The 18597-nt window shown below is 69.3% G+C and carries 21 protein-coding genes and 1 pseudogene; 11 read left to right on the forward strand and 11 right to left on the reverse strand.

All coding sequences use genetic code 11. The annotated features are described in order from the left end of the window. The first annotated feature begins 42 nt into the window (after nt 1–42). Together rpsI and glmM are read left to right on the forward strand one after the other, a co-directional pair. Complete coding sequence (rpsI, locus tag ACGFU6_RS20600) at nt 43–579, forward strand: 30S ribosomal protein S9 (protein ID WP_393612600.1); 537 nt, start codon at nt 43–45, stop codon at nt 577–579. A 164-nt stretch (nt 580–743) separates the two neighbouring features. Further along, on the forward strand, nt 744–2102 hold the full coding sequence (gene glmM, locus ACGFU6_RS20605; RefSeq protein WP_393612602.1) for a phosphoglucosamine mutase: 1359 nt from the start codon (nt 744–746) through the stop codon (nt 2100–2102). Nucleotides 2103–2218: 116 nt separating this feature from the next. On the opposite strand, the gene ACGFU6_RS20610 is transcribed toward glmM, so the two are convergent. The 3 genes from ACGFU6_RS20610 to ACGFU6_RS20620 are packed head-to-tail and all read right to left on the reverse strand — an operon-like array spanning nt 2219 to nt 4899. Further along, the gene (locus ACGFU6_RS20610; RefSeq protein WP_393612604.1) at nt 2219–3181 is read right to left on the reverse strand and encodes a DUF389 domain-containing protein; all 963 of its coding nucleotides are present in this window, start codon (nt 3179–3181) and stop codon (nt 2219–2221) included. Between the two features lie 29 nt (nt 3182–3210). Next, nucleotides 3211–4206, reverse strand: coding sequence for a type I pantothenate kinase (coaA, locus tag ACGFU6_RS20615; RefSeq protein WP_393612605.1), 996 nt, complete (start codon nt 4204–4206; stop codon nt 3211–3213). 57 nt (nt 4207–4263) lie between these two features. Further along, nucleotides 4264–4899, reverse strand: a complete 636-nt coding sequence (locus tag ACGFU6_RS20620; protein ID WP_393612607.1) for a LysE/ArgO family amino acid transporter — start codon at nt 4897–4899, stop codon at nt 4264–4266. A 69-nt stretch (nt 4900–4968) separates the two neighbouring features. On the opposite strand from ACGFU6_RS20620, the gene ACGFU6_RS20625 reads away from it, so the two are divergent. Continuing rightward, nucleotides 4969–5958 (forward strand): LysR family transcriptional regulator ArgP, encoded by a 990-nt coding sequence (locus ACGFU6_RS20625; protein ID WP_393612656.1) that lies wholly within the window; start codon nt 4969–4971, stop codon nt 5956–5958. A gap of 18 nt (nt 5959–5976) precedes the next feature. Here the strand turns inward: ACGFU6_RS20625 and ACGFU6_RS20630 are convergent, their stop codons facing one another. Both ACGFU6_RS20630 and ACGFU6_RS20635 read right to left on the reverse strand, forming a co-directional pair. Then, on the reverse strand, nt 5977–6903 hold the full coding sequence (locus ACGFU6_RS20630) for a zinc-binding dehydrogenase (protein ID WP_393612609.1): 927 nt from the start codon (nt 6901–6903) through the stop codon (nt 5977–5979). A gap of 67 nt (nt 6904–6970) precedes the next feature. Next, entirely contained in the window at nt 6971–7402 is a 432-nt protein-coding gene (locus ACGFU6_RS20635; RefSeq protein WP_393612611.1) for a nuclear transport factor 2 family protein, read from the reverse strand. 167 nt (nt 7403–7569) lie between these two features. Here ACGFU6_RS20635 and ACGFU6_RS20640 point away from each other — a divergent pair, with 167 nt between their 5' ends. The 3 genes from ACGFU6_RS20640 to ACGFU6_RS20650 all read left to right on the forward strand — a co-directional run bounded on the left by ACGFU6_RS20640 (nt 7570) and on the right by ACGFU6_RS20650 (nt 9395). Continuing rightward, entirely contained in the window at nt 7570–8490 is a 921-nt protein-coding gene (locus tag ACGFU6_RS20640; RefSeq protein ID WP_393612613.1) for a LysR family transcriptional regulator, read from the forward strand. A 28-nt stretch (nt 8491–8518) separates the two neighbouring features. Further along, on the forward strand, nt 8519–8911 hold the full coding sequence (locus tag ACGFU6_RS20645; RefSeq protein WP_393612614.1) for a helix-turn-helix domain-containing protein: 393 nt from the start codon (nt 8519–8521) through the stop codon (nt 8909–8911). Between the two features lie 70 nt (nt 8912–8981). Continuing rightward, on the forward strand, nt 8982–9395 hold the full coding sequence (locus ACGFU6_RS20650) for a VOC family protein (protein ID WP_393612616.1): 414 nt from the start codon (nt 8982–8984) through the stop codon (nt 9393–9395). Nucleotides 9396–9448: 53 nt separating this feature from the next. Here ACGFU6_RS20650 and ACGFU6_RS20655 read toward each other — a convergent pair whose 3' ends face one another. Next, the gene (locus tag ACGFU6_RS20655; protein ID WP_393612618.1) at nt 9449–10492 is read right to left on the reverse strand and encodes a sodium:calcium antiporter; all 1044 of its coding nucleotides are present in this window, start codon (nt 10490–10492) and stop codon (nt 9449–9451) included. Between the two features lie 162 nt (nt 10493–10654). Further along, a complete protein-coding gene (locus ACGFU6_RS20660) occupies nt 10655–11566 on the reverse strand; it encodes a helix-turn-helix domain-containing protein (RefSeq protein ID WP_393612620.1) in 912 nt (303 codons plus the stop codon). A gap of 490 nt (nt 11567–12056) precedes the next feature. On the opposite strand from ACGFU6_RS20660, the gene ACGFU6_RS20665 reads away from it, so the two are divergent. Together ACGFU6_RS20665 and ACGFU6_RS20670 are read left to right on the forward strand one after the other, a co-directional pair. Further along, nucleotides 12057–12677, forward strand: a complete 621-nt coding sequence (locus ACGFU6_RS20665; RefSeq protein WP_393612621.1) for a DJ-1/PfpI family protein — start codon at nt 12057–12059, stop codon at nt 12675–12677. A 142-nt stretch (nt 12678–12819) separates the two neighbouring features. Beyond that, nucleotides 12820–13467, forward strand: coding sequence for a dihydrofolate reductase family protein (locus ACGFU6_RS20670; RefSeq protein WP_393612623.1), 648 nt, complete (start codon nt 12820–12822; stop codon nt 13465–13467). A gap of 55 nt (nt 13468–13522) precedes the next feature. Here ACGFU6_RS20670 and ACGFU6_RS20675 read toward each other — a convergent pair whose 3' ends face one another. Next, nucleotides 13523–13945 (reverse strand): ATP-binding protein, encoded by a 423-nt coding sequence (locus ACGFU6_RS20675; RefSeq protein ID WP_393612625.1) that lies wholly within the window; start codon nt 13943–13945, stop codon nt 13523–13525. Nucleotides 13946–14081: 136 nt separating this feature from the next. Between ACGFU6_RS20675 and ACGFU6_RS20680 the strand changes: the two genes are divergently transcribed. Together ACGFU6_RS20680 and ACGFU6_RS20685 are read left to right on the forward strand one after the other, a co-directional pair. Beyond that, nucleotides 14082–14933, forward strand: a complete 852-nt coding sequence (locus ACGFU6_RS20680; RefSeq protein ID WP_393612626.1) for a helix-turn-helix domain-containing protein — start codon at nt 14082–14084, stop codon at nt 14931–14933. After that, the gene (locus ACGFU6_RS20685; RefSeq protein ID WP_393612628.1) at nt 14930–15136 is read left to right on the forward strand and encodes a DUF397 domain-containing protein; all 207 of its coding nucleotides are present in this window, start codon (nt 14930–14932) and stop codon (nt 15134–15136) included. The genes ACGFU6_RS20680 and ACGFU6_RS20685 overlap by 4 nt, the downstream gene beginning before the upstream one ends. A gap of 94 nt (nt 15137–15230) precedes the next feature. Here ACGFU6_RS20685 and ACGFU6_RS20690 read toward each other — a convergent pair whose 3' ends face one another. From ACGFU6_RS20690 to ACGFU6_RS20700, 3 genes are all read right to left on the reverse strand, one after another. Continuing rightward, the gene (locus tag ACGFU6_RS20690; protein ID WP_393612630.1) at nt 15231–15581 is read right to left on the reverse strand and encodes a hypothetical protein; all 351 of its coding nucleotides are present in this window, start codon (nt 15579–15581) and stop codon (nt 15231–15233) included. Nucleotides 15582–15842: 261 nt separating this feature from the next. Beyond that, on the reverse strand, nt 15843–16316 hold the full coding sequence (locus ACGFU6_RS20695; protein ID WP_393612631.1) for a hypothetical protein: 474 nt from the start codon (nt 16314–16316) through the stop codon (nt 15843–15845). Nucleotides 16317–16353: 37 nt separating this feature from the next. After that, nucleotides 16354–17928, reverse strand: a complete 1575-nt coding sequence (locus ACGFU6_RS20700; RefSeq protein ID WP_393612633.1) for a restriction endonuclease fold toxin-2 domain-containing protein — start codon at nt 17926–17928, stop codon at nt 16354–16356. Nucleotides 17929–18104: 176 nt separating this feature from the next. On the opposite strand from ACGFU6_RS20700, the pseudogene ACGFU6_RS20705 reads away from it, so the two are divergent. Next, nucleotides 18105–18597, forward strand: a pseudogene (locus ACGFU6_RS20705) (ISAzo13 family transposase); the annotation flags it as partial.

The following is an 18597-nucleotide window of genomic DNA, read 5'->3' on the forward strand; positions in this document are numbered from 1 at the left end:
CCGGCCTCCCCCTAAGACGTACAGAAAGATCTGAGGAGAATCGTGGCCGAGACCACTGCAGAGACGCCCGTCGAGGGCACCGAGGTCACCGAGGGCGAAGAGACCTTCGCCGAGGTGACCACCTTCGAGTCCGAGGTGCCCGTCGAGGGCGACTACACCTCGGAGTCGCTCGTGGGCCGCTTCGGCGACCCGCAGCCCGCGGCCGGCCTGGGCCGTCGCAAGAACGCCATCGCCCGCGTCCGGATCATCCCGGGCACCGGCAAGTGGAAGATCAACGGTCGCACCCTTGAGGACTACTTCCCCAACAAGGTGCACCAGCAGGAAGTCAACGAGCCGTTCAAGGTGCTCGAGCTCGACGGCCGCTACGACGTCATCGCCCGCATCTCGGGTGGCGGCGTCTCCGGCCAGGCCGGTGCCCTGCGCCTCGGTGTCGCCCGTTCGCTGAACGAGGCGGACGAGGACAACAACCGCGCCACGCTGAAGAAGGCCGGCTTCCTCTCCCGCGACGACCGTGCGGTCGAGCGCAAGAAGGCCGGTCTCAAGAAGGCCCGTAAGGCCCCGCAGTACAGCAAGCGCTAAACCGCCTGCTCATCAGCGTTACTCGTTCGCCCCGGCGGCACACCTCGTGCTGCCGGGGCGTTCGTTTATTGACAGCCTCGGGCATATAACGGCATAAGACGTTCATACGCTCGTGGACTGCCTGGTCTGTTTTTTGCGTTTCGGAGCACCTTCGGAGGACACCAGTGGGACGACTCTTCGGCACGGACGGCGTGCGCGGTGTCGCCAACGCGGACCTGACTGCCGAGCTCGCGCTCGGCCTGTCGGTCGCTGCGGCGCACGTACTGGGCGAGGTGGGCACCTTCGAGGGCCACCGGCCGACGGCCGTGGTCGGCAGAGACCCCCGTGCCTCCGGAGAGTTCCTGGAGGCCGCCGTGGTGGCGGGCCTCGCCAGCGCGGGCGTCGACGTCCTGCGCGTCGGCGTCCTGCCGACCCCCGCCGTGGCGTACCTGACCGGGGCGCTGGGCGCCGACATCGGTGTGATGCTCTCCGCCAGCCACAACGCCATGCCGGACAACGGCGTCAAGTTCTTCGCCCGAGGCGGCCACAAGCTCGCCGACGAGCTGGAGGACCGCATCGAGACGGTCTACGAGCAGCACCGCACCGGCGAGCCGTGGGCCCGCCCCACCGGCGCCGGAGTCGGCCGGATCAACGACTACGCGGAGGGCTTCGACCGTTACGTCGCTCACCTCATCGGCGTACTGCCCAACCGGCTCGACGGCCTGAAGGTCGTGCTCGACGAGGCGCACGGCGCCGCGGCCCGCGTCTCGCCCGAGGCGTTCGCCCGCGCCGGGGCCGAGATCGTCACGATCGGCGCCGACCCGGACGGCCTGAACATCAACGACGGCTGCGGCTCCACGCACCTGGAGCTGCTCCGCGCCGCCGTCGTCGAGCACGGCGCCGACCTCGGCATCGCGCACGACGGCGACGCCGACCGCTGCCTGGCCGTGGACGCCTCGGGCGAGGAGATCGACGGCGACCAGATCCTGGCCGTCCTCGCCCTCGCGATGCGCGACGCCGGGCAGCTCCGCAAGGGCACCGTGGTCGGCACCGTGATGTCCAACCTCGGCTTCAAGATCGCCATGGAGCGGGAGGGCATCGAGCTCGTCCAGACCGCGGTGGGCGACCGCTACGTCCTGGAGTCTATGAAGGCCGAGGGCTACGCGCTGGGCGGCGAGCAGTCCGGCCACGTCATCGTCCTGGACCACGCCACGACCGGCGACGGCACGCTGACCGGCCTGATGCTGGCGGCCCGGGTCGCCGCCACCGGCCGTACGCTCGCCGAGCTGGCCGGTGTGATGGAGCGCCTGCCGCAGGTCCTCATCAACGTGCCGGACGTCGACAAGTCCCGGGTGGCCACCTCCCCGGAGCTGGTGACGGCGGTGGCCGAGGCCGAGCGCGAGCTGGGCGCCACCGGGCGGGTGCTGCTGCGCCAGTCGGGCACGGAGCCGCTGGTACGGGTCATGGTCGAGGCGGCCGACATCGAGCAGGCACGCGCGGTGGCGGGCCGGCTGGCCGACGTGGTGAAGTCCGCGCTGGGCTGAGCGGCAGCGACGGGCCCCGGGACGGGGCCTGGGGCGGGGCCTTGGACGGGGCCTTGGACGGGGCCTTGGACGGGGCCGGACCGGCGGAGATCCGCTGGTCCGGCCCCGTCCCCGTGTCAGCTCACGCCGGTGTTCGTGGGCGCCACGCTCGCACCCCGGTTGCGGGCCGCCCGCCACAGGGCCTTCTGTGCCAGCAGCGTCAGGGTTCCCGCCAGCACGATCCCCCCGAGGTTGGCCAGCAGCTGCTGCGTGGAGCCGGTCATCTGCCTGTAGTCGCTGTAGCTGAAGGCCACCGCCGCGTTGGCCGCGGCCGGCACGGTCGTCACCGAGATCGCGACGCCGATCAGCGCCCCGGACTTGGCCGAGGTGAGGGAGAGCGTCCCGGCGATGCCCGCCAGGAACGCCACCACGAACGACATCCAGTCCGGCTGCCAGACGAAGGCGGTATTGGGCCGGTCCGCCTCGACCATCTTTCTGTCGAACAGCCCGAAGAGGTCCATCAGCCAGGCGAAACCGGCCGTCAGCACCATCGCGACGGCGAAACCGCCGACCAGCGCCAGCAGCGAGCGCCACACCAGCCGCGGCGCCCGCTGCACCAGGGCGGTGGAGATCCCGGCCAGCGGCCCGAACTCCGGGCCCACCGCCATCGCGCCCACGATCAGGATCGCGTTGTCGAGCATCACACCGCAGGCGGCGAGCATCGTCGCGACCGCGAGGAACGCCACGTAGGTGACGCTGAACGTCGACTCCTCGTGGGTCGCCTCCGACAGCTCCTCCCACAGGACCGCGTCCGCGCCCTCGCCCGGTGCCTCCTCCTCGGCCCGCTCGGCGCGTGCGGACAGCGTCAGGTCCATGTTCTCGACGGTGATCGACCCGTATGTGTCGACCCCGAGCTCCCGCAGCGCCCCGATCAGCTCGTCGCCCGCCTCCCGCGCCACGTCGCACAGCACCACGTCGCCGACCGGATCACGCGCGACCCCCGGCAGCACCACGAGATGAGCGGTGCCGACAGTCCGTTCCAGCAGATCAGTGACTTCGTCCGTGCGGCCGGTGGGCACGATGAGACGCAGATGCAGCACGGGGCTCCTCGGGGGATGGGCCCTGCGGCTCAGAGTTTGCGCAGGGACAGCCGCTGGACCTTGTGGTCGGGGCCCTTGCGGAGCACCAGGGTGGCACGGCCCCGGGTCGGTGCGACGTTCTCCACCAGATTCGGTTTGTTGATGGTCCGCCACATCGTCGCGGCGTACTCCATCGCCTCGGCCTCGGAGACCTGGGTGTACTTGCGGAAGTACGAGGACGGGTCCTGGAACGCCGTCGCGCGCAGCTTGCGGAAGCGGTTGAGGTACCAGGTCTCGATGTCCTCCGGCCGCGCGTCCACGTACACGCTGAAGTCGAAGTAGTCCGCGAGCCCGACCCTGGTGCGGCCGTCCTTGCCGGGGAGCGCGGGCTGGAGCACGTTCAGCCCCTCGACGATGAGGATGTCGGGGCGCCGGACCGTGAGCCGCTCACCGGGCACGATGTCGTAGATCAGGTGCGAGTAGACGGGGGCGGTCACCTCGTCCTTGCCCGCCTTGATGTCCGCGACGAAGCGGGTCAGGGCGCGCCGGTCGTAGGACTCCGGGAAGCCCTTGCGCGACATCAGCCCGCGCGCGTGGAGCTCCTTCATCGGCAGCAGGAACCCGTCCGTGGTCACCAGCTCCACCCGGGGGTGCTCCGGCCAGCGGGCCAGCAGCGCCTGGAGGATACGGGCGCTGGTGGACTTGCCCACCGCGACGCTGCCCGCGACCCCTATGACGAACGGGGTGCCGCGCTGCGCCCCGTGCCCGTTGCCCGCGTCCCCCAGGAAGGTGTTCAGGGCGCCGCGCAGCCCGGACGTGGCCTGCACGTACAGGTTGAGGAGCCGGGAGAGCGGCAGATAGACGTCCCGCACCTCGTCCAGGTCGATGACGTCCCCGAGCCCGCGCAGCCGTTCCACCTCGTCGGCGGTCAGCGGCAGCGGCGTCTTGTCGCGCAGGGCGCTCCACTCCGCTCGGGAGAGGTCGACGTACGGCGTCGCGGCGTGCTCGGCGCGTCGGTTCGTGCTCCGTGTCGGCGAAGTGATCACGGGTTCATTGTCGCGGGAGTCCGCCGGGAGTTCGAACGGGGCGGGGGGTGGGGTCGGTCACGTGTGGGAGACCGAGCGGGCGAGCAGCATGGCGCCCATCGTGAGCATCGTGGCCGCGACGAGGGCGTCCAGTATCCGCCAGGCGGCGGGGCGGTTCAGGATGCCGCTGAGCAGCCGGGCGCCGTAGGCGAGGCCGGCGAACCACACGAGGCTGGCCAGGATCGCTCCGAAGCCGAAGACCCAGCGCAGCGAGCCGCGTTCGGCGGCGACCGACCCGAGCAGCAGCACGGTGTCCAGGTACACGTGCGGGTTGAGCCAGGTCATGGCCAGGCAGGTGAGCACGGCCGTACGGACGGACCCCGTCGAGGCGCCCTCCGCCGTCAGCGCCGCCCCCGAGGCGGGCCGCAGCGCGCGGCGGGCGGCCAGGGCCCCGTAGCAGAGCAGGTAGCCGCCGCCTGCGACGCCGACCGCGGTCAGTACGGCGGGCCACGCGGTCACCACGGCTCCCAGCCCGGCCACGCCCAGGGCGATGAGGGCGGCGTCGGACACGGCGCAGATGCCGACCACCGCGAGGACGGCCTGCCGGCGCACGCCCTGGCGCAGGACGAAGGCGTTCTGCGCGCCGATGGCGACGATGAGGGAGAGGCCCGTACTGAATCCGGCGATGGCCACCGGGAGGATGTCGCTGTTCACGCCATCGACGCTATGGATCAGCGAATCATTAGTACAGCTAAACTTTCTTAGGTAACATTAGCCATCGTGATGATTGAGCTGCCGTCCGACCACATGCGCACGCTGCTCGCCGTCGTGGCCGAGGGCACCTTCGACGCAGCGGCCGCCGTGCTGCACGTGACGCCTTCCGCGGTCAGCCAGCGGGTCAAGGCGCTGGAGCAGCGCACCGGCCGGGTGCTGCTGATGCGTACGAAGCCGGTCAGGCTGACGGAGTCAGGCCAGGTGGTCGTGCGGTACGCGCGCCAACTGGCCGCACTGGAAAGGGAAGCGCAGCTGGAGCTGGGCATCGCGGACGCGGCGGGCCCGGCGCGGCTGCCCATGGCGGTGAACGCGGACTCCCTGGCCACCTGGTTCCTCACCGCGCTGACGCGGGTGCCGCAGGACGTGCCCGTCTGCTTCGAGCTGTACCGCGAGGACGAGACGCATACGGCGGCGCTGCTGCGCGAGGGGCAGGTGATGGCGGCGGTGACGTCGTCGGCCGAGCCGGTCGCCGGCTGCGTCGTACGCCCGCTGGGCCTGGCCCGGTACCTGCCGGTGGCGAGCCCCCGGTTCGCCGAGCAGCACCTGACGGCCGCCCCTCTTGAACGCGCATTGTCCGAAGCGCCGGTGATCGTCTTCGACCGCCGGGACGAACTCCAGGACCGCTTCGTCCGGTCCCTCTCGCCCAGCGCCCCGGGCGCCGGGCGGACGCGTCACTACGTGCCCACGTCGGAGGGTTTCTGCGACGGGGTGGTGGCCGGTCTCGGCTGGGGCCTGGTCCCGGAGATGCAGGCGGTGCCCCTGTTGCGGTCGGGCGCCCTCGTGGAGCTCGCGCCGGGACGGCGGCTGGACGTGCCCCTGTACTGGCAGCACTGGAAGCTGGACGTTCCGGCGCTCGCGGCCGTGACGGACGTCATCGCCGCCACGGCGGCCGAGTTCCTGCACGCGCGGGAGCAGACCCCGGAGCAGACGTCGGAGCAGACCCCGGAACGGACATCGGAGCAGGTACCGGAGCAGACGTCGGACCGGGCGCGGGGCTGACGCAGCGGGTTTCGCCGGTCACCCCACCGTCAGCACCGCGTTCCCCCGCACCCGCCGGCCCCGGATGTCCTCGATGACCTCGGCGGTGCGGGACCAGTCGCGGACCGTGCCGATCTCCGGGTGGAGCCGGCCCCCGGCGACCAGCCGGATCAGGGTGGCGAGCTCGGCGGCGTACGTCGTGTCGGCGCGGGTGTAGTCGAAGTGGGCGATACGGGCCTGGGCCGGGCCCTTGAAGAAGTCGAAGAAGTCCAGGGTGACCGGGGTGCGGCTCGCCTGGCCGAACCAGACCAGCAGCCCGCCAGGGGCGAGTCGGGCCAGGGCGGCGGGCAGCGAGGTACCGCCCACCGATTCGAGTACGACGTCGTACGGGCCCTCGGCGTCGGCCGGTGACGTCACGATGCCGGCCGCTCCCAGCTCCAGCAGCCGGGCGCCGCGCTCCGGCGTCGAGCTGACCGCCGTCACGGCCGCGCCCGTGGACGCCGCCAGCTCGGTGACGTAGTGGCCGACCCCGCCGCTCGCACCGGTGATCAGCAGCCGCCGGCCGGCGACCGGCCCGGCCGCCCTGAGGAGCCGGAGGGCCGTGATCCCGGCGAGTGGGAGAGCGGCGGCGGTCACCGCGTCGACGGCGTCCGGGAGTGCGGCGACGCTGTGCACCGGGACGGCGGCGCGCTCGGCCCAGCCGGACGCGGGCGGATGGGCGACCACGCGGGTTCCGGCCGCCGGGCCGGTGCCGTCGGCGGCGGCCCGTACGACCGTGCCGGCGACGTCCTTACCGGGGCGCCAGCCGGGCCGGCGGCGGTCGAGCCGGCCGTCGAGCTGGAACGTCTCGCCCCGGTTCACGGAGTACGCCTCGACGGCTATCAGCACCTCTTCGGCGGCGGGTTCGGGCTCCGGAGCCTCACCGGTCAGGACCGATCCACCGGCGTCGGGAAGCATGGCTCGCATCGGATGTCTCCAACTCGTCGCGGAATGAAGGGATGTCGTGGAATGAAGGGACAAGGAAGGAGCGGGGTCAGGCGAAGACGACGGTGTGGGCGTGGAGCGTGTCGAAGTACTCGCGGACGGCGGCGATCCGGCCGTCACGTACGGTGAACACGGCCAGGCAGTGCTGGTCGTAGCGCCCGCCCGCCCGGGCCTGCGCCCGCGTCTTCCACTCCGCCAGGACCCGCTCGCCCTCCGCGATCACGCCGACGAACTCGAACTCCATTGATTCCGGGACCAGTCGCTCCACCATCCGGGCCACGAACGAGCCGAAGATCTCGTCGGGCCCGGTCCAGGTGCCCGACACCGGAAGGTCACCGGCGAGCGTCCAGGTGGCCTCGGGGCCGAAGAAGGCGCGCAGCCGGTCCAGGTCGCCTGCGGCGAGCGCGCCCATGTAGTCGAGAACGACGGCCTTGGGGATGACCTCGGTGTCCGTGATGTTGCTCGTAGCGGTGAGGCTCATGACTTCGTACGGCCTTTCGTGCGGCTTCTCCACCGGCGTGTTCCGGCCTCCGAAGGCTATGGAGAGGCCGTGCCGACAGGGAAAGACCTGTCTCCGATCAGCTCAGAACAGTTCGGCATCACCGCAGCTCAGGGCCGCAGATCAGAGCCGCTCGTATGCTGTTGCGTATGTCAGATCTGCGGCGCCTGCGCTACTTCTTGGCCGTGGCCGAGGAACGTAACTTCACCCGTGCCGCCGAGCGGCTGCACATCGCCCAGCCGGCCCTGAGCCGGCAGATACGCGAACTTGAGAAGGAGTTGGGCGTCCGGCTCCTGGACCGCAACACCCACACCGTGGAAGTCACCGAAGCGGGAGCGGTGTTGTCCGAGCGGGGCGCGGTGCTCTGCGAGGAGGCCGACCGGCTCTGGCGCGACGTGCGCGGATTCGCCGGTGGTGAGCACGGCACGCTGGCCCTCGGGTACAGCATGAGCACGAGCTACGAGACGGCCCCCGCGCTCCTCGCCGCCCTGGCCGAACGCCTGCCCGGACTCACGACCACCACGCGTCTGCTGTCCACCGCCGAGATCCTGGCCGGGGTCGCCGACGGCACGCTGGACGCGGGCCTGGTGCGCTGCCCGCCGCCCACCCCGGAGCTGGTCCGCACCCTCCTACGGCTGGAGCCGCAGGGTGTCCTGATGGCGGCGGACCACCGGCTGGCGGCCGGCAGCGCCGTCGACACCGCCGAACTGGCGGCCGAGACCCTCCTCATCCACCCGCGCGAGGCCAACCCGGGCCACTACGACGCGATCACCGCCCTCCTCGACCGCGCGGGCATCAGCCCGAAGCTGATGCTGCGCCCGCTGTCGTTCGACGCCGGTCACACTCCGGTGGTCCGTGGCACGGCGGTCTCCGTGGTCGGCCGGTCGGTCGCGGCCGGGCTGCCCGCCGGTCTGGTGTGGCTGCCGCTGGCCGGGGGCGCGGCGATCGAGCTGCACCTGCTGACCCGGGGCCGCACGGCCCGCCCCGTGGTCGCGCAACTGCTCCGTACCGCCACCGAGACCGCCCGCGCCGGTGGCTGGCTGCGGTCCCCGGACGGTGCCGGGCGGTGAGCCGGGGCGGGCGTGGTGTGATGGCGGGGTGAGCCGCGCCGCAGAGGAGTCGAACCGCCGGATGCTCCGGGCCCGGGACGCGATGGACCGCGCGTACGCGCAGCCGCTGGACGTACCCGCCCTGGCCCGCCTCGCGCACGTCTCCCCGGCGCACTTCTCGCGCACCTTCCGGGCCACGTTCGGCGAGACGCCGCACCGCTACCTGCAACGCCGCCGGGTGGAGCGCGCGATGTTCCTGCTGCGGGAGACCGGCCGCAGCGTGACGGACATCTGCTACGAGGTCGGCTTCGGCAGCACCGGGACGTTCAGCCGTACCTTCAGCGCGATCGTCGGCCGCACACCGAGGGCGTACCGCAAGGAATCCGTGCCGACGGGCGTACCCACGTGCTTCACGATGGCGTGGACGAGGCCCAGCGACTGAGCGGTTGAGGCCCGGCGACTGAGCAGTTACGGATAAGTTTTCCCGCCCCGCCCGCCGTAGCGTTGAGCACATGTTCAACGCGATCACACACTCACAGATCTACGTCCTCGACCAGGACCAGGCCCTCGACTTCTACGTCGGCAAGCTCGGCCTGGAGGTCGCCGCCGATGTCGACATGGGCTTCATGCGCTGGCTCGCCGTCAGCGTCCCCGGCCACCCCGAGCGCCAGATCCTGCTGGAGCGGCCAGGCGCCCCCGCGATGTCGGAGGAGACGGCGGAGCAGGTACGCGAGCTGGTCACCAAGGGCGCGATGGGCGGCTGGCTCATCCTCACCACGGACGACTGCCGCAAGACGTACGAGACGCTGCTCGCCAAGGGCGTCGAGTTCACCGAGGAGCCCACCGACCGCGACTACGGAATCGACTGCGGACTGCGTGACCCCTTCGGCAACCGCCTCCGCTTCACCCAGCTCAAAGCCGCCTGACGGCACGGCACGGTACGGCGGCTGGTCGCGGGCGGGCCGTCGCGGGCTGGGCATCAGCTCAGGATCGGGATGAGTCCCAGCCCGAAGACGGCGTAGAACAGCGCCGCCAAGGCCAGCCGCCCGGGGGTGAGCCGGTGGGCGCGCATCGTCAGCAGGAGGTAGACGATCGCGGCCATGGTGATCAGCCCCGACCAGAGCAGGGCGCCGTCGAACTTCCAGCTGGTGAACAGCAGGCCCAGGCCGCTGGGGACGGTCGCCTGGATCATCATGGCGCCGGAGATGTTCGCCAGCGCGAGCTGGGTCTTGCCCTGCCGGACCCAGATGATCGCGTTCATGACCTCGGGCAGTTCCGTCGCGACCGGCGACAGGAGCAGCGCGGTGACGGCGGAGGAGAGCCCGAGCATCGGGCCGATCGCGTCGAGCTGCCTCACGAACAGCTGGGACGCGAAGAAGATGACGGCGAGCGTCGCCAGGGTCTGGACGACGACGGCCCAGGTCGGCGGAGTGGCGGCCCTGGGCCGGAGCTTCAGCGGCTCCAGCTCCTCGTCCTCCCCGCCGTCGTCGCCGCTGCGGATCTCGCGCCAGAAGTAAGCCGCGTAGGCGGCGAAGAACAGCACGCCGAGGACGGGCTTGAACGCGAACGCGACCAGGCCGAGGGCGACCTTGACGACGAAGATGGGCAGGAACCACGTCTGGTCCTTGGCCAGCCGCTTCATGTCCTTCTCGTCACCGACCGGCCGGGCCCGGACCCGGCCGGCGGTTCCGTCGGTTCCGGCGGGCTCCGGTTCGCGCTCTCTGCGCCGCTTCAGGAGCAGCATCGCGCCGGTCACGCCGTAGGCGATCGTGGACAGCGCGAGCGGCCCGCCCATCGCCGCGCCGACGCCGATGTTCTTGGCCTCCTCGTCGGCGCCCGTGGTGACCGCGACGAGCGTGACGACCGACTCGGGCAGCGCGGTGCCGAACGCGGCCAGGATCGTCCCGACCGCCATCTTCCCGACGTCGAGGCGCCGGCCCAGCCACTCCACCGCGTTGACGAACCACTCGCAGGAGAGGTAGATCGCCACAGCGCACACGATGAGCAGAACGAAATGGATCACCCTGACCGCCCGGCCTTCCCGCACCACGGTTTCCCGCTGCTCCTGGGCCCGCGACGCCCACCCGCCAGATTCTGCACGGGCCCGGCTGCCTGGAGCCGGAGCGACCCGGGCAAGTCGCCGGGCCGTTTGCGAGGTCATCGCTTCCGGAGTCGGGCGAAGCGCCTACGCGGTGGCGGACAGCTCCGAGAGGCACTCGCCGCAGCTGCCGGGCGCGGGCGCCCTGAACGCGCGGTCGCAGTCGTCGCAGTTCTGGAGCGGCACCGGGGGAGGGGAGACGCGGGCGGCCGGGACCGGGGCCGGGAGCTGGGTGCTCAGCCGGTGCGCGAGCAGCTTGGCCGGGTACTTCAGGGGCGCGGGCAGGTCGGTGGTCAGCACCCGGGTGACGGATGCGGGGGTGGCGCCGCGTTCGAGCCAGGTGGTGACGGCTGGGGTGAGGCTGCGGATGTCGCTCTCGGAGAGCACGAGCACGGCGGCCTCGCGCCGCAGCCCGAGGAGCAGCGCCGAGGCTGCTCCGTGCGGGGCCGGTCCGGGCGGCGTCTGCGGCCGGGGCGGTAGCTGCGCGAGTACGGGGACGGGGGCCGGTGCGGGAGTCGGCGTCGGCGTCGGAGCCGGAGCCTCGGCGGGGGCGGGGGCGGGTGCGGCAACCGGGGGCGGGGCTGGGGCGCGGTCGGTGCGGCCGGTGCGGTTCGGGAGGGTGACCGGCGGATCGGCGGACTGCGCGCACGGCTGGTTGTACGAGGTCGTCCGCGTGATCATGCGGCCGGTGCTCAGGCGTTCGCGGGTGCGCCGCAGATAGCCCTTGGTCTCCAGCTCGCGCAGGGCCTCGGCGATGCGGTACTCGCTCTCCGGGAAGCGCTCGACCAGGAACTTGATGCCGATCTTCGCCCCGTCGGGCAGCGACTGGATGTGTACGGCGAGCCCGATCGCAACCAGGGATAGTTCCTGATGCTGGGAGAGGTGGTTGCCCACGACCGTGAAGTGGCTGGTGTGGCGCACGTTGACGTGTAAGACGCCACCGGACCGGCCGCGCGGGCGGGCAGCACGTGACGGGGCGCTCGGCGGGGCGTCTGACATGCCGTCTGACAGGCCGTCTGACAGGCCGTCTGACGGGGCGTGGGAGGGCGCGATAATCTGCTGGCTATCCATCGGGAAGATCTGCTGCTTCCTCGTTGGTCAGGCCCTCGTACGGGATGGCAATCCCGGCGGGGGCCGTCTCATGTCTGAAGTTGGTTTCGCGAGCATATGCCAGGCAACCCGGTCGAAATCCAGCCCAGTTGGCCAACCTCACCCGTGTGAGTGACGAGCACCGAACGGGCGACGGTGCGCCGCGCACGCGCGCGTCGCGGGTGCGCGCGGGGGCCTGCTGAGGCCCACCGGGATGGGTTTGGTTTGGTTGGATTTCTTCTTCCCGAGTACTTAAAAGCCTTTTACGTCGTGGGCCGCCGCGACCTGGCCGGCCGGGTCGTCATCCACCGGGTCGCCGTCCACCGAGTCGTGGTGACTGCGATCCGGTCGATGTCCGAAGGTCCGGACCAATGGGCATGCGGCCGATATGCTGCGGCGCATGGACATAGTGATCCCGCTCTTCGACCAATTCGAGCCGCTCGACGCGATCGGGCCTTACGAGATCCTCGCGTACGTCCCCGGTGCCACCGTGCGGTTCGTGACGGCCGAACCCGGCCTGGTACGAGACAGGTTCGGCCCCCTGCCGGTGCACGTCCCGACCCGTTACTCCGAGGTCGAACGGTGCGATGTCCTGCTGGTCCCCGGCGGCGGCAGCTTCCCGGCGATGGTGGACGACCCCGATTTCCTCGACTGGGTGCGCCGGATGCATGCCGGTACCCGCTTCACCACCTCGGTCTGCACCGGGTCGCTGGTGCTCGGAGCGGCCGGCCTGCTGGACGGCCTGACCGCCACCACGCACTGGGAGGCGGCCGGTGAACTGGCTTCGTACGGCGCCACCTACACCGCCGAGCGAGTGGTCCGGCACGACCGGGTGATCACCTCGGCCGGAGTCTCGTCCGGCATCGACATGGCCGTCCGGCTGGCCGCCCTGCTCGCCGACGAGGTGACCGCCCAGGCGATCCAGCTGTACACCGAGTACGACCCGGAGCCCCCCTTCGACACCGGTTCGGTCGCCAAGGCCCCTGCCGAGGTGGTCGAACGGGCCCGCACGCTGGGCTGACCGAACGCCCGCGTTCCGGTCTTCGCGGGAACTCGATGGGTACTGCATGATGCGGCGATGAGTTTTCCCGGCCCGGCCCGTCTACCGTGCGTCAAGTGATCACTCGTCAAGTGATCAGAAGGCGCGAAGCAGGAGGAGCGGTATGAGCCAGCTGTTGCGGGTCCAGAACTTCACCGTCTCGGCCGACGGGTTCGGCGCCGGCGAGGGCCAGAGCCTTGAGAAGCCGTTCGGCCATGCCGATCCGAGGAGCATGTTCGCCTGGGCCAGTGCCACCGAGCACCCGCCCGTCAGGCGTTCCGAACCCGGTGGCAGCCGAGGTCTGGACGACTACTTCACGCGGGACTACGCCCGCAACATCGGCGCCGAGATCATGGGCCGTAACAAGTTCAGTCCGCAACGTGGGCCCTGGCAGGACTACGAGTGGCAGGGGTGGTGGGGTGACGAGCCTCCCTTCCACACGCCGGTGTTCGTCATGACGCACCACAAGCGGCCGTCGTTCACGCTCTCCGACACCACGTTCAATTTCGTCGACGGCGACCCGGCCGCGGTGCTCGCCCAGGCGAAGGAGGCGGCGCAGGGCCGGGACGTCCGGCTCGGCGGTGGGGCCACGACCATCCGGCAGTTCCTTGACGCCGACCTCGTCGACACCCTGCATGTGGTGGTCCTGCCGGCGAAGCTCGGCTCGGGGGCCCGGCTGTGGGAGTCCCCCGACGAGCTGCGCGACCGGTTCCACCTGGACGTCGTGCCCAGCCCGAGCGGCGTGACGCACCACCTGTTCTGGCGGAAGTGAGGCTGGACCGACGTCCGGCGTCCGGCATTCCGTCGCCCCGCGCCCGTTGTCGCGGTCAGCCCAGATCGATCTCCGCCCAGACCGTCTTGCGCGGGAACGGGCCCTGCCGTACGCCCCAGCGCGTGGCCAGCGCCTCGACGAGGAGCAGCCCGCGCCCGGACTCGTACACCTCGGGCACGTCGGACGGCTCCAGGACCCGGGGCAGCCGCTCCCCGCGCGCGTCCGCCACCTCGATGCGCAGCGTGGCCCCGGTGACCGTCAGCAGCACGCGGAAGTCCCGCCCCGGTACGTAACCGTGCAGCGCGGCGTTCGAGGCCAGTTCGGCGACGACCTGGCTCGCGTCGTCCAGCGGCAGCCCCCAGGAACGGAGCTGCTCGGTCGCCAGGAGCCGGGCGAGCCGGGCGCCCCGGCGGGTGGCGGAGAGCTGCACGGCGAACTGGCCGCTGCGTGCACGAGGTTGGGTGATTTCTCGGTTCACGTCACTCAGCGTGGCCGCCCGTCGCTACCCTGAAAAGGAGTGACGCGCATACGGACGGTGACTGTCCAGCGGTCGTGCGGGCCTGTCCACGCCGTACAGCGCCGGGGTGCCGCGAACGGGTGGAGGCGGATGGCGCATGAGTGGCGACGGCGTTGTGGACGGGCCGGACTGGGCTGTCGACCCGGAGGACGAGTCGGGGGCCGTGATGGCCGTGGTGGGCCGGCAGATCCGGCTCTGGCGTGAGGCGGCGGGCTTACGCGCTGCGGAACTGGGCGAGGCGATCGGGTACGGCGAGAACCTGGTCTACAAGGTGGAGGCCGGCACCCGCATCCCCAAGCCGGAGTTCCTGGACAAGACGGACGCGGCCTTGGGTGCGAACGGCAAGATCGCCGCGATGAAGGGGGACGTCGCGGAGGCACGGTACCCGAAGAAGGTCCGCGATCTGGCCAAGTTGGAAGCCGGCATGGTGGAGTTCGGTTCGTACGCGATCGAGGTCGTCGACGGGCTGCTCCAGACAGAGGCGTATGCGCGTGCGCTGTATCAGGAGCGGCGCCCGGCGTTCACGGAGGAGCAGGTCAATCGCCTCGTGGCGGCGAGGGTGGCCCGGCAGTCGGTCTTCGACCGACAGCCCGCGCCGCTGCTGACCTTCGTACAGGAGGAAGCGACGCTCAGGCGGCCCACGGGCGGCAAAAACGTGTTGCGTCTGCAGCTCGAACACCTGCTAGAACTGAGCATGTTGAGGCGTGTCGAGATCCAGGTGATGCCGACCGAGACCGAGGAGCACGCGGGCTTGGGCGGCTCGCACAGGGTGCTTAAGCTGAGTGACGGTACTGCTGTGGGGCTCAACGAGGTTCAGCTCACTAGCCGACTGATCACCGATCCCAAGGAAGTCCAGATCCTTGAGATGCGCTACGGCATGATCCGGGCCCAGGCGCTCACGCCTCGGCTCTCGCGAATCTTCATCGAGAAACTGCTGGGAGAGACATGAGCGCCAAGCCCTCGGCCGGACGCACATCCGGCCTGACGTGGGTCAAGAGCAGCTACAGCACCAACGACGGTCCCTCGTGCGTTGAGGTCGCGACCGCCCCCACCACCATCCACGTCCGCGACTCGAAGAACATCCCCGGCCCCGAACTCGGCTTCGCCCCGGGCGTCTGGGCCGAGTTCGTCTCGTACGCGTCGACCGACTGAGCGTCGGCACACGGCCGCCGCCCCCGAGGGCCTGCCACGCACACCCGCGCGCGGCAGGCCCCCGGCGCGTGAGGGGGCGAGGCCGTGCCTCCGGTCAGAACCGTCCGAGCGCCTGACCGGCGAAGAACGGGACGGGCACGAGCAGGGCCATCGGGAGCCAGATGTCGATCCGCCAGCGCTCTTGGAGCGGCATGAGGACATCGACCACGACGGCTACCCCGAGGACGAACAGGCCGCTGATCGCGGCGCCGAACATGTAGAGGGGCCCGTCCTCGTACGTCTCCCTGTCGCAGCCCGTGCTGTGGACGGACGCGCCCGTGGCCGAGCAGTCCATCGGCAGGTAATCCCTGAAGATCCACCGGATGCACAGGGCGGGGACGATGGCGCACAGCCCGATGCCGAGGTTGGCGGCGGCGGCAACCCACAGTTGATTACCGGCGCGCATGGGCCGAGCGGCACCCGCTCCGGAGGGTGCTTTCGAACTCGTGCCGGAAACCTGCATGGCTGCCCCCTCGCGGATCAGTGCTGTACCTCCCTGGATGACCAGGGACGGCTGTCCGGTTCCGTCGGCGGGTCAGGGAACTTGATCAAGCCCTGTCGGCGGGTACGCGGTGATCAACGGTTCGGTGAACCCGGGCGCTGCCACGCAGCCAGGATGCTTTGCGGCCTCCGGGCCGATCGTCTTCCTGGGACTTCCGGATAACCGTTAGCTGCCCCCAGGAGAGCCGGGCTGCTCCAGTCCTCCGGTCTCGACGATGTGGGCCAGGAAAAGGTCGGTCAATTCGCTTTTCTCGGCAATGGGCACGTCGGTGTCCGGGATCTCGCTCTCCAGCCCCCACTCGGTATTGAACGTGATGTTATGCCCCGACGGGGCGACGCTGGTTCTCAGCCATTTCACAAAATCTGCCGCCTGCCGCGCCGTACAGTTTTGGGCCGCAACGCCCTCCGGGGCAATCTTGGACATTCCTTCGATTTCTTTTCCCTCGAGAGTGAATTCGAAGAACATGAATGAGTTGCCCAGTGAGTTTCCGTCCCGAGGGTCTTCCACGCGAATGAATGCTTCAGGGTCGGCCTCAAGCAAGTGCTGCTTGAGGTGGGTGAAGGTCAATCCCCACGTGTCGCCTGGTGAAGGTGTGAAGATGTACAGTGTCTCCAGCTCTTCCAGGTCGGATTTTTTCACTGCGGAGGCTCATTTCGTCTAGCGTAGGTCGAAGTGATCACGGTGCGTGGCGTGCGTAACCCTTGACTTTATATGCGGCCATCATCAAGCGCCAGTAGGGGACTGAGTCCTGACTGTTTGTAACTGTTTCCACTCCACGCAGCTCTGAATTTCTTGGGTCTTTCAACGCGGCGGAGTATTTTTGGAGCTCGTTGCGATCCGGTCCGTATAGAAAATCCTTCTTCCCCGTCTTATGGCTCTCGCGTAGGCCATCGAGTGTGCGGTAGCACTTCTTTTCGTCATTCACGTACTTCGCTTCGATTGCCATTCCGTCAGTGCTGCGGACCCCATCAACCATGAGTGTGCTGTTCTTGCTGAGCCCTGAAGGAATCGGCACTTCGTACTCCGGGTAGCCTGCCACGCGCTTTTGGTAGGCCACCTCGGCAGGCTTGCCACCCGAGACGTCTCCTTGACGCAGGGAGCTAAGCCAAACCCGAAAGTCGCCCGAGGCTTTTCCTGTAAGTGGTGGAAATCGGGGGTCTGGAGGAACCGGCGGGGGTATTGGCTGGACTCTCGGCCCGACAGGAGGGCGGTAGGCCGCCGGTATGATCAAGGGCGACCGGATCAGTGGGCCGATAAATGGCGGCAGAGAAGGAAGGAATCCGCCCCTCTCATCAGGGGGTTGGATGGTAACCCGTGACTTTGCCTTGTCCAATGCATGCGGAATATTTCCGAGACCCGCGATACGTGTATCTCCTGCGACCAGGCCGTGAAGCCCTCCATCATGTCCATCACCTCCGAATACTGGACGTTCCCAGATGAGTAGCGGGTCACCGAAGAGTGGATCGTCCTCTTGTGGAATTTTCTTGAGCGCAGTGTCAATGTGATCAGCGTAGGCGTCGCAGGCATTGGCGAGCATTTTGCATGCGGCGTAGAGGTTTGAGATCAGAGTCTCATCGTCACTGACTTCACCAGGCGGAGGAGTCTTGCCGACTAGTCGCCTGAACCAGCCCTCGACTGCGTCAGCCGTCTCGCCGACCTGATCGAGCTTTGCGGTCTTCCACGCGGCTTCCGAGTCCCAGTACGTGTCTCCCATGATCGCTGAAGCGGAACGCCAACTCTTCGCGGAGTTGCGCAATTTGTCCCGCTGGCCATGAAATCGTGTACTGAGCAGGTACTGATCTGTCCAACTGGTCTCGCCCACCACCTCGGGCAGGTCGTCCGCATTATGGCTGGCCCGAGGTGCACAGTCCGGCCCGGAGGGCTGAGCGGCGACCCCTGGGGCAGTGCTCTCCTCGAGCAGATTGGCTGAGATCTTGCTCTCCTGTTTCATGAAGTCCTCAGCACTCCTCAGGAGTGCCCCCGCGCCAGTGGCCATGGCCTGGTGCGCATGGCCGGCTGAGTCGAAGACGCTCTTCACTGCCGATTTGTACACTTCGGCGAATGCGCGGCCGGCATCGTCGTCGCCTGCCATGCCGCCCTGCTCTTCGAGCTCGGTGAACAGCAGGCTCAGCGTCTCGAAGATCAGGTCCCTCAAATTCACCAAGGACCAGGATGCGTTGACGAAGTTCTCGGTTTGATGTCGAAGATCCAATTCTCCCCCACGTGCCGCGCGGATTCGTCTTGCGACCATATGTGACGCGAATCCGGCGACTGTGCACTCAGCTTGGATATCGGCTGGATTTGCTGCACCGACTGCTTCCAGTTATTCAGCCGCAAACCAGTCCAAATGGTTCAATGGGTTCACTGTGCTTAGGGCTTGCCGGGAAACAAATCGTGGCTTCCAGCTGTGGGGCTCGTTGGTCTGGTATGGGGAGACCGGAGGGGATCGAGGCCGTTCTGGCGGCGAAGTTCCAGGTGCTGTTGCCGCATCTGGATGAGCGTCAACGTCGACTGGCCATAGGGGCGGAAGCACTGTCGCTGGGGCATGGAGGCATCAGGATCGTCGCCGCTGCAGCTGGGGTCCGGGAGGCCACGGTCTCGCGTGGGGCGGCTGAACTGGAATCCGGTCAGGCCCCGTTGGGGCGGGTGCGCCATCCCGGCGGAGGGCGGAAGAAGGCGGCCGAGCTGGACTCTGGGCTGCGGCCGGCACTGTTGGCGCTGGTCGAGCCCGACGAGCGGGGCGACCCGATGTCGCCGCTGCGCTGGACGACGAAGTCGACCCGGAAGCTGGCGGCGGAGCTCACCCGCCAGGGGCACCGGGTCTCCGCCGACACCGTCGCCGGCCTGCTGCGGGAGGAAGGCTTCAGCCTGCAGGCCAACGCCAAGACCATCGAAGGTGCCCACCACCCCGACAGGGACG

The organism is Streptomyces sp. NPDC048462 (assembly GCF_043200175.1).
Taxonomy (GTDB): Bacteria; Actinomycetota; Actinomycetes; order Streptomycetales; family Streptomycetaceae; genus Streptomyces.